A 4,250-nucleotide genomic window follows, 5' to 3' on the forward strand; every position below is an offset into this window, starting at 1 on the left:
GGCCCCCCCCGGGCTCCAACCCCGTGCGGGCGCGCCCCGGGGGCGCCCCAACCCTCCCCGGGGGGGGCCTGTGGGGGCGCGCGCGCGACCGGGAGCCTGGCCGCGGCGCCCGCGCGGGTGCGCCAGGCCACCGCGGTGACGCTGGCGCTGCGCCGCTGCGGGATGACCACGCCGTGCCCGCCGAAGGCCGCCACCGAGCGGATCACCGCGCCGAGGTTGCGCGGATCGGAGATGTTGTCCAGCGCCACCAGCAGCGCGGGTTGGGCGGCGGTGTTCGCCAGCTCGGCCAGGTCGTCGGGATGGGCGTAGCGGTAGGGCGGCACCTGCAGGGCCATGCCCTGGTGCAGGCCGTTGGAACTCATCCGGTCCAGGTCGGTGCGCGGCACCTCCAGGATCGAGATGCCGGTGTCGGCGGCGATCTGCACGGCCTCGGTCAGCCGCTCGTCGTTCTCCGCGCCGACGGCCACGTAGAGCGCCGTGGCAGGCACGCCCGCGCGCAGGCACTCCACCACCGGATTGCGGCCGAGGACCAATTCGGGACCGTCGTCCTGCTTGCGACCGGCCGGACGGCCCGCCGGACCACGCGCGCCGGTGCGGGCCGCGGCCGCCTTCTTGGCCGCGGCGGCGCGCCTGGCCGCGGGATGCTTGGTGCGCATCTCGGCGGGCGGGGTGGCGCCCCTGCCCTCCAAGCCGCGCCTGCGCTTGCCGCCGGAACCGACGACCTGCCCCTTCTTGGTGCCGCCCTTGCGCACCGCGCCTCGGCGCCGCGAATTGCCTGCCATCAGATCGCCCTTCCACCAGCGTTCAGCGACCATTCCGGGCCGTTCGGGGTATCGGTCACTTCGATGCCCGCGGCAGCGAGCCGGTCACGCACCGCATCGGCGGTCGCCCAGTCCCTGGCCGCGCGCGCCTGTTGACGGCGCTCCAGCTCGGCCCGCACCAGGGTGTCCAGCGCCTGCCCGGTCGCCGAATCGTCCTTCGCGCGCTGCCAGTGCTCGTCGAACGGGCACACGCCGAAGATGTCGAGCATGGCGCGCATCTGCCCGGCCAGCTCGCGCGCGGTGTCCAGCGCGCCGGACTCGAGCGCTTTGTTGCCCTCGTGCATCACCCGGAAGACCTCCGACAGCGCACGCGGGACCGCGAGATCGTCGTCCATGGCCTCGGCGAAGGCGTCGGTCCACTTGCCGACCGCGGGCACCTCGCCGATCCTGGCCTCGACCCGGTGCAGGAAGCCCTCGATGTTCTGGTAGGCGGTCACGGCGTCGCCGAGCGCCTTGTCGGAGTACTCGAGCATGGAGCGGTAGTGGGCACTGCCCAGGTAGAAGCGCAGTTCCACCGCGCGCACCCTGGTCAGTATGTTCGGCACCGACAGCACGTTGCCCAGGGACTTCGACATCTTCTCCCCGCCCATGGTCACCCAGCCGTTGTGCAGCCAGTAACGGGCGAAGCCGTCGCCGGCGGCCTTGGACTGGGCGATCTCGTTCTCGTGGTGCGGGAAGACGAGATCCATTCCACCGCAGTGGATGTCGAACTCGGAGCCGAGGTAGTAGCCGGCCATGGCCGAGCACTCCAGGTGCCAGCCGGGGCGGCCGGGGCCCCACGGCGACGGCCAGCTCGGCTCGCCCGGCTTGGCGGCCTTCCAGAGCGTGAAGTCGCGCGGGTCGCGCTTGCCCTCCCCCGCGCTCTCGCCCTGGTGCACGTCGTCGAGCTTGTGGCCCGACAGCGCGCCGTACTCCGGGAAACTCACCACGTCGAAGTAGACGTTGCCCGCCGAGGCGTAGGCGTGGCCGCGGTCGATCAGGCGCTGCATGAGCTCGACCATCTGGGTGATGTGTCCGGTGGCGCGCGGTTCGGCCGAAGGCGGCTGCACACCGAGCAGGTCGTAGGCGCGGTCGAAGGCCCGCTCGTAGGTCGCGGCCCACTCCCACCAGGGGCGGCCCGCCTCGGCGGCCGTGTTGAGGATCTTGTCGTCGATGTCGGTGACGTTGCGAATGAACCAGACGTCGTAGTCGTGGGCCTGCAACCAGCGGCGCAGCACGTCGAAGGCGACGCCGGAGCGCACGTGACCGATATGGGGTTCGCCCTGCACGGTGGCACCACACAAGTACACCGAAGCGCGGCCGGGAACCAGCGGCGCGAATTCGCGCATGGTTCGGCTTTCGGTGTCAAAGAGGCGCAGTGTCACGGGGGTCGATCCTAGTCGGTCGTAGCAGGGGCTTCGTGCCCCGGCTCGACTCGTCGCGTCTGTGGTGCTATACGCGCCACGCCCGCAGACCCCGCCGCGGGCTCGCACCGACCGTACCGCGTCCGCGCGGCAGCTCAGGTGCGGGGGCGGATCAAAGCGGTGGCGACGGCCGCGACGCCTTCGCCGCGACCGGTCAGGCCGAGTCCGTCGGTGGTCGTGCCGGACACCGAGACGGGTGCGCCGAGCAGCTCGCCCAGCACCCGCTGCGCCTCCTCACGGCGCGGGCCGATCTTGGGCTTGTTACCGATGACCTGTACCGCGGCGTTGCCGACCTCGAAACCGGCCTCGGCGAGCAGTCTGCGCACCTCGGTGAGCATGCGCGCGCCGGACACCCCGGCCCACTCCGGGCGTCCGGTGCCGAACACCGCGCCGACGTCACCCATCCCCGCGGCCGAGAGCAGCGCGTCGCACAGGGCGTGCACGGCCACGTCGCCGTCGGAGTGTCCGGCGCACCCGTCGGCGTCGGCGAACAGCAGACCGGCCATCCAGCACGGCCTGCCCGGCTCGATCGGGTGCACGTCGCTGCCGATTCCCACTCGCATGAACAGACCGTCTCACATCCCGGTTCGAGCCCGATCGCGGGGAGGCCGCGCGATCAGAGGGCGGCGCGGTGGGCGATGAGCGTCTCGGCGAGCCGCAGATCCAGCGGTGTGGTGATCTTGAAGGCCAGCGGATCGCCCGGCACGGTGTGCACCGCTACGCCGAGGCGTTCGACCAGACCGGCGTCGTCGGTCGCGAGCACATCGGCGGCGTAGGCCGTGCGGAGCAGATCGGCGGCGAAGCCCTGCGGAGTCTGGACGGCGCGCAACGCGGCCCGGTCGGGGGTGCCGGTGACCACGCCCTCGGCGTCGACGGATTTGACGGTGTCGACCACGGGGAGCGCGGGAACGACGGCCCGGCGGCCTGCGCGCAGTTCGCCCACGATTCGCCCGATGAGCTCGGGCGGCGTCAGAGCGCGCGCGGCGTCGTGGACCAGAAAATATCCGGCATCCGGTGCGTCGGCGAGCCCGGCGCGCACCGAATCGGTACGTTCGGCTCCGCCGACGACGACCCGCACGGCATCCGAGGGCGGCAGCAGGGCGACTGCGCGCTCGGTGAAATCGGCGGGAACCATCACGACGACGCGGTCCACCACCCCGGAGGCCAGCAGGCCGTCCACGGCGAGCCGGACCATGGGCGTGCCGCCGACCGGGACGAACGCCTTGGGAGTTTCCTCACCCAGACGGACGCCGCGGCCGGCGGCAGGAACCAGGGCAACGACGCGACCGTCGTTGTCGATGGTGTTCACGATTCGATCGTCGGCGTCAGGACGCCGCGGCGAGGACCTCGTCGAGCAGGGTCTCGGCCTTGCCGTCGTCGGTGCCCTCCGCGAGCGCGAGCTCGCCGACGAGAATCTGCCGCGCCTTGGCGAGCATGCGCTTCTCACCAGCGGAAAGTCCGCGATCCTGCTCGCGGCGCCACAGATCGCGCACGACCTCGGCCACCTTGTTCACATCGCCGGAGGCGAGCTTCTCCAGGTTGGCCTTGTAGCGACGGGACCAGTTGGTCGGCTCCTCGGTGTGCGGTGCCCGTAGCACCTGGAAGACCCGGTCGAGACCCTCCTGGCCCACGACGTCGCGGACGCCGACGTATTCGGCATTCTCCGCGGGAACGCGTACGGTCAGATCGCCCTGGGCGACCTTGAGGACCAGATACTCTTTTTGCTCACCCTTGATGGTGCGAGTCTCGATTGCTTCGATCAGCGCCGCTCCGTGGTGGGGGTAAACGACGGTGTCTCCGACCTTAAAAATCATGTGTCCCGTGCCCCTTTCGATGTTCACAGTTTAACATGCGACTCGATAACGGCGCGATCAACTGTGCAGGTCAGGGCCACAACGAGCACTCCTTGGGGGTTGACAGAACTTGCGCGGTGTGCATCACGTTGTGCGAGAACGAGTTATCGCCGGGCATCACCTGCGGCGGGCGCGCGGGCGCCGCGCAGCGGTCACGCGGCCATCCAACCGAA

5 protein-coding genes are annotated in these 4,250 nt (G+C 70.9%); all 5 read right to left on the reverse strand.

Features of this window, described 5'->3' with window-relative positions; translation table 11 throughout:
* On the reverse strand, positions 1-782 hold a 782-nt coding region (locus tag QH283_RS16940), incomplete at its 3' end, for a TrmH family RNA methyltransferase (protein WP_280503961.1).
* Positions 782-2,185 carry a cysteine--tRNA ligase gene (gene cysS, locus QH283_RS16945; RefSeq protein WP_280503958.1) on the reverse strand — a complete coding sequence of 468 codons (1,404 nt, stop codon included), beginning with the start codon at positions 2,183-2,185 and terminating at the stop codon, positions 782-784. The genes cysS and QH283_RS16940, both read right to left, overlap by 1 nt.
* Before the next feature lie 134 nt (positions 2,186-2,319).
* The gene (gene ispF, locus QH283_RS16950; protein ID WP_280503959.1) at positions 2,320-2,787 is read right to left on the reverse strand and encodes a 2-C-methyl-D-erythritol 2,4-cyclodiphosphate synthase; all 468 of its coding nucleotides are present in this window, start codon (positions 2,785-2,787) and stop codon (positions 2,320-2,322) included.
* A gap of 53 nt (positions 2,788-2,840) precedes the next feature.
* Complete coding sequence (gene ispD, locus QH283_RS16955) at positions 2,841-3,533, reverse strand: 2-C-methyl-D-erythritol 4-phosphate cytidylyltransferase (RefSeq protein WP_280503960.1); 693 nt, start codon at positions 3,531-3,533, stop codon at positions 2,841-2,843.
* A 16-nt stretch (positions 3,534-3,549) separates the two neighbouring features.
* The gene (carD, locus tag QH283_RS16960) at positions 3,550-4,038 is read right to left on the reverse strand and encodes an RNA polymerase-binding transcription factor CarD (protein WP_011206964.1); all 489 of its coding nucleotides are present in this window, start codon (positions 4,036-4,038) and stop codon (positions 3,550-3,552) included.
* Between the last annotated feature and the right edge of the window lie 212 nt (positions 4,039-4,250).

This window comes from Nocardia farcinica (assembly GCF_029867845.1).
GTDB classification, from domain to species: Bacteria; Actinomycetota; Actinomycetes; order Mycobacteriales; family Mycobacteriaceae; genus Nocardia; species Nocardia farcinica_A.